4 protein-coding genes are annotated in these 6,199 nt (G+C 34.4%); 3 read left to right on the forward strand and 1 reads right to left on the reverse strand.

The window, feature by feature from the left end:
- Window positions 1-91: 91 nt before the first annotated feature.
- Window positions 92-568, reverse strand: a complete 477-nt coding sequence (locus tag EV211_RS10310; protein ID WP_166635448.1) for a UPF0236 family transposase-like protein — start codon at window positions 566-568, stop codon at window positions 92-94.
- Between the two features lie 251 nt (window positions 569-819).
- Here EV211_RS10310 and EV211_RS10315 point away from each other — a divergent pair, with 251 nt between their 5' ends.
- From EV211_RS10315 to EV211_RS10325, 3 genes are all read left to right on the forward strand, one after another.
- Window positions 820-1,587, forward strand: coding sequence for an ABC transporter ATP-binding protein (locus EV211_RS10315; RefSeq protein ID WP_133529352.1), 768 nt, complete (start codon window positions 820-822; stop codon window positions 1,585-1,587).
- Window positions 1,574-4,768 carry an FtsX-like permease family protein gene (locus EV211_RS10320; protein WP_133529353.1) on the forward strand — a complete coding sequence of 1,065 codons (3,195 nt, stop codon included), beginning with the start codon at window positions 1,574-1,576 and terminating at the stop codon, window positions 4,766-4,768. The genes EV211_RS10315 and EV211_RS10320 overlap by 14 nt, the downstream gene beginning before the upstream one ends.
- A gap of 234 nt (window positions 4,769-5,002) precedes the next feature.
- Window positions 5,003-5,464 (forward strand): GNAT family N-acetyltransferase, encoded by a 462-nt coding sequence (locus EV211_RS10325; RefSeq protein WP_133529354.1) that lies wholly within the window; start codon window positions 5,003-5,005, stop codon window positions 5,462-5,464.
- Window positions 5,465-6,199: the final 735 nt, after the last annotated feature.

Below are 6,199 nucleotides of genomic sequence, written 5' to 3' on the forward strand. Positions count from 1 at the left end.
GGAGCTAATGTGCGTATTGATGTCAAGTAGGGCTATCAACTATACAGGTGGGGCCATAAAGAGTATCACTGGTGCTTATGACGCGAAATATTCACCTGTTGGTTTCTTCCTCGGAAATTCGCTCTCCGAGCTTTTGAACTAGATTCCAGGCACCTCCATGACTGATTGTTTGACCCATGGTACTACTAATAATCTCTGCAGTCTTGTTATAGGAATTATCAGTTACGACACTTGCTATCTTCTCTGCTAGGTTCGTTGATATTAGGCCTATTTTATCCATCTGCATTTCTTTATCCAGTAGATAAACCCAGACTTTACGGCCCTCTTCATCCTTTGTCTGATAGACATTCCGGGAATACTCTACTTCACCCATAACTGTTTTTATAGTAGTTTGACGTCTCCCCTTGCATCGGAGCTCCCTTTTGTTTCTGGTTTCTAGAAGATGTCCATCATAGCTTTCTAGTATGGTCTTTATTATCATTCGACCAATTTCACATGTATAATCAAAAACTTTTTTCTCTAGCTCCTTGAAAGGAATCATTTTTTCATTTAAAATAGTATTCATCATACAGCCTTCTTTCGTAAGTTTTTCTTCGTCGTTAAACATTATAAAAGAAAAACTGTATGTATGGGAAGTAGGGATTTTCTCTACTTCCTATTTTTATGCCTTATTGCCAATAATAATTATACTCTAACAAACAGCTTACAAAATTGTAAGGTTGAGCTTTTAAATCGTAAGGTTAATAAAGGGATTATTTGATTTTATAATGCTAATATTAAAACAGGATTAGAAATTACTTAAATGGAGGAATTTAATATATGAAAACAGTTGTAGAAGCAAGAAAGATCAAAAAAGTATATGGTCTAAAGGGAACTGTTTTTCCTGTTTTGCATGGAATTGACTTGAACGTTCAGGAAGGAGAATTTGTTGGAATCATGGGTCCTTCCGGATCAGGGAAAACAACTCTTTTAAATATTTTAGCTACAATAGATCAGCCAACCTCTGGCCATATCGTGATAGATGGAGAGAATATATTGAATATGAATGAGGAACAATTGTCTGCTTTTAGACGGAATAAATTGGGCTTCATCTTTCAGGATTATAATTTATTAGATACATTGACTGTGAAGGAGAATATTCTGCTTCCTTTGGCAATATCTAAAATACATGTATCAGAGCTGGAACGCAGAGTTGATGAAATTGCAGATAAGTTTGGTATTCGCCCTATACTTGAAAAGTATCCTTATCAAATTTCAGGGGGACAAAAACAGCGTACGGCGGCATCACGTGCTATAATATCAAATCCAAGATTAATATTAGCTGATGAACCAACGGGAGCATTAGATTCAAAGTCTGCTGCGGATCTTTTGGAAAGTTTAAAATCACTTAATGAACAAGATAAGGCAACAATTTTTATGGTAACTCATGATGCCTTTGCAGCAAGCTATTGTAAGAGGGTGCTTTTTATAAAAGATGGAAATATATTTACAGAGCTTGTTAAGGGAAATACATCCCGAAAAGACTTTTTTAAAAAAATATTGGATGTTTTAAATATGTTAGGAGGAAGTGCAAGTGACATTATTTGATGTAGTGAAGAAAAATATGAAAGGAAATTTTAAAAGCTACATTATTTATTTTATCTCTATGCTTTTTAGTGTAGTTATTTATTATACCTTCGTTTCTCTGCAGTATAGTACAGAAATAGCAAAGGGTATAGAATCCTCAGAGGCAATGGAGTCAATTTTTATGGTGGCGTCTGTTATACTTATACTATTTGTAAGTGTATTTATACTGTATTCAAATAGAACTTTTGCAAGAAAACGAAAAAAAGAAGTAGGATTGTATTCCCTTCTTGGTTTACAGAAAAAAACTATAGGTAGAATGCTATTTTATGAAAACTTTATTATGGGTATTATAGTATTAATAATAGGAATTGCAGTAGGGACATTTTTGTCTAGATTATTCAGCATGATTTTAGTTAGACTCCTTGGAATAGTAATAGATGTAGGCATGGTATTTTCTCTTAAGGCTGTTATTAATACAACCATTGTATTTATAGCTATTATTTTGCTTACGTCTATTCAAGGATATAGATTGATTTATAAATTTAAACTGATTGAACTGTTTAGAGCAGAACAGGTTGGAGAACAGGAACCTAAGGCATCTGTTATATCTGGCATACTGGCTGTGCTCTCTTTAATCTTAGGCTATTGGTTCGCATTTCAAAGGTTTTCGGATAATCAAGAAGTCCTTAAAAATATTAGCATAAGCCTTGTAGGAATAATATTAGGAACTATATTACTATTCTCTTCAGCGGTGGTTCTGCTGCTTAAAATGAAAAAACGCAACAGGAAAAGCTACTATAATGGAATGAACTTAATAATTACATCTAATCTAGTTTATCGAATTAAAGATAATTCCAGAATCTTAAGTGTAATATCATTATTATCTGCAGTTGCATTATCTGCCGTCAGCGTTGGTGTTGGAATGTACTATGGTTTTGAACAAAACTCTCGATTGGCAACACCCTTTAGTTATATGTATATTTCTCAGGATGAAACCTTTAATGGGAGTGTAGATAATATAATCCAAGGAGATGAAGAGCATCCTGTTATTGCTCAAACGACAATCTCCGTAATTAAAAGCAAAGGAGAAGCTTCAAGTTCAAAGATACTATCAGAAAGAGAAGCAAATGCTGATGAGAACCCTGTGAAGATAATCTCTGTAGGTCAATATAATAAGGTTGCAAATATTTTAGGATTAACTGCTCTACCTAGTATTGAAAATGGAAAAGCAATTGCAATAAGACCAATGTATACGGACTATGAATCATCTGATTATAAGGGTGAGACTATTACTCTTAATCTTCCTAAGGAAGATATAACTCTTGAGTTTGAAGATATGACAGTTGAGAGAGTAATCAATTGGAGCTATCCTGATGTGATGATTGTAGTAAATGATGAGGATTATGGTAAATTCAAAGCACAAAGTACAACGGTAGACTATGTTGGATATGTTGTAGAGGATCAAAAGACTACGAAGAAAACTACAAATGCACTGGCAGAAATCAAGACGCCAGAATCCAAGTTATCTACATTTTATACAGAATATAGGCTAGGTATAGAAGGAGCAGCTTTTAATGTGTTTATATTAGGGTTTCTTGGATTAGTATTTATTATGGCAACGGGCAGCATAATTTACTTTAAACAACTATCTGAAGTGACTTCAGATAAATCACGATACGAGATTCTTAGTAAAATAGGGGTAAGCAATAGAGATATTAGCATGTCCATACTTAAACAAAATGTATTTATATTTGGTTTACCATTAGTTATAGGTGTGGCACATTATATAGCAATTATAAATTTTCTGAAACGATTTTTTAGTAATTTGTCAGGAGTAAATTTGATTCAGCCTATAGTTTTATGTGTAATTATATTTAACTTTATATATGCAATTTATTTTGGAATTACAGTTAACTCATCTACTAAGATAGTTAATGGTAAATCTCTCCCAGTAGTTAGGACGCTAGTTGCTTTAGTCTTGATCTTTATGATCACACTGGTTGGAACATTGCTTTGGACTACTCCACCAGTAGAGAAAGAAGAACCTTATACCAGCGAGAAGATTATTTTGGAACTTCCAAAACCAACAGGTCAGCATGAGATAGGTACTACTGAAATACACTTGGTAGATGATACACGAGTTGATCCTTGGGTGAAGGATAAAGTAAGGGAACTTATGATAAGTATCTGGTATCCTGCACAGAGAGAGAGCGAAGAAAAAGCATTGTATATGAAACCTGGAGCAGCTAAACATTATGATGAAAACACTGTTACAACTATTGGATTAGATCCTGGACAAATTGACTTATCTGGCATAGTTACAAATGCATGGGTTAATGCACTAGTTGCAAACAGTGATGAAGGGTGGCCGGTAATCTTATATTCTCCAGGAGGTACAGTTCCAAGAAATTTTGGTACTGCAGTAGTGGAAGATTTAGCAAGCAGAGGCTACGTAGTGGTTACAGTAGACCACACATATGAAACTTCTGCAGTTGAATTTCCAGATGGACGTGTTGAAACTGGGAAATTAAAAGACATGAACGCAGAGACCGTGCTTAAGATGATGGATGTAAGAGTTGATGATATGAAATATGTACTAGATCAGCTTGCTGCAATACAGGATGGTAAAAACCCTGACTATGAACAGAGGAGATTGCCTACAGGTCTTGATAAAGTATTAAATCTTTCGAAGGTAGGTATATTTGGACATTCCGCTGGTGGCGCAACTTCTGCACAAGTTATGTATGAAGATGATAGGGTAGATGCAGGTATAGATATGGATGGTAGCTTGGGATATATGCCTGATTATCTGCTTCCTGTAGCTGAGTATGGTTTAAGTCGTCCATTTATGCTTATGAACTCAGGTTATAATGATGATGGAGAAGTAGATTCCCATCTAACTGCAAAGGATAGAAATTCTTTCTGGAAGAATTCAACTGGATGGAAATTGGATCTTGCCATACCCAATGGAGCACATTATACCTTTACTGATTATCAGATTCTTTTTCCGCTACTTAATAGAAAGTTAAGTATTTCGCCAAGGGTAATTCAACAAAGTATCGGTACTGCTGACCCTGATCAAGTGTTTGAGGCGCAGAGAAACTATATAGCATCATTCTTTGATCTTCATTTAAAAGATATCCCTCAACCATTATTGGATTCAACATCAACACTATATTCAGAGGTTGAATTTATAAAGTAAAGCTTAGTGATCAATTCTATATTAATGGTATAAAATGACTGTATACATGAGGTGCATACTATATATTATGTAAAAGTATAAGCTAGAAAAGATTACACCCCTATTATTCTAGAAGGTATATCTTTACACAGATCGAATATTAATGCGTATTAGTATCATTTTTCTATCAAAACACATGTTGAAGCTTGTTGTATTTTATCGAAACAATAAACCATCTTTAGGAGGCAGATTGGAATGAATATACGTGAGTATCGTCCAGAGGACTGTGAAATGATTGCGAATTTATTTTACGAAACTATTCATTCAGTAAACTCAAAGGATTACACAGAAATTCAGCTTAATGCATGGGCATCAAGAGACTTTGATTTGGTTAAATGGAATAATAGGCTTTCAAATAATTATTCTGTTATTGTAGAAAAGAACAATATAATCATTGGTTTTGGAGATGTAGATTGCAAGGGATATTTCGATCACTTATTTACTCATAAAGACTATCAAGGAATTGGAGTAGCGACTTTGATTTCTGATAGGATTGAAAATTACACATACCAGAATGGCATTCATATTATTACAACCGATGCTTCCATTACTGCGAAACCTTTCTTTGAAAAAAGAGGCTATATTGTTCAAAAAAATCAGATTGTTGAAAAAAGAGGTCAGTTATTAAAAAATTTTAAAATGCAAAAGTTACTTTAGAATATTTTTTATATCCAGTCTGTAGAGTAGCTAATTGAAATACTATCAAATTATGAGGACACGTTTTAAGTGATTTTCATATTTTAAATATAATCTAACACCAAGGGGATACTAGGCTCAACGGTCATCATTATTGCACATACAAGGCATAGTGATGAGGTTGTATTAATGTTTTGATTTAATGAAAGACTATTGATATGTTTCCCAAAACACCCAGAACAGTTGATATGTTTCCCCAGACCTCGAAAAGCTCAAAAACGGTTGATATGTTCCCCTTAACCACGACATCAATAATGAGCACTCGAGCCACGTTGAGACGGTAGTATTGATGTCAAGGGTTGAGAAGTAGATGGGTGAAAAGTCCAGTAATACTGGGTTTTTAGAGGTTTGAGAGTAAAAATCTGATGTGTCAAAATCGTGAAAATATCGGTTCATGGGAACAAGTCAAAGACGGCATTTTCGAGTGCGAGAGAGCGATTTAGATGTCAGCACTTGGCGAGTGGTCGATTTAGATAACATGGGTTTGCGAGTGGTCGATTTAGATGTTTTTTGAAAAAGCCGAGGTTGTGTGGTCAGTTTAGATGTAGGCATGAAAAAATGCTTTTATGACAGCGACAAGCCAAACTTGAAGTTGTGCTTGTGATAGTGTAAAATAGTTGTTGGTAATATAGATAATAGAATAGAGATCAGTTTCTGTGTTAAAATAGAATTCTAAACAAACAAACAACAGAAAGG

Source organism: Aminicella lysinilytica, assembly GCF_004362975.1.
GTDB classification, from domain to species: domain Bacteria; phylum Bacillota; class Clostridia; order Peptostreptococcales; family Anaerovoracaceae; genus Aminicella; species Aminicella lysinilytica.

Bases quoted from the DNA above. Each gene is read 5' to 3' on its own strand.
- EV211_RS10310 (WP_166635448.1), bottom strand. From the start codon at position 568: ATGATGAATACTATTTTAAATGAAAAAATGATTCCTTTCAAGGAGCTA.
- EV211_RS10315 (WP_133529352.1), top strand. From the start codon at position 820: ATGAAAACAGTTGTAGAAGCAAGAAAGATCAAAAAAGTATATGGTCTA.
- EV211_RS10325 (WP_133529354.1), top strand. From the start codon at position 5,003: ATGAATATACGTGAGTATCGTCCAGAGGACTGTGAAATGATTGCGAAT.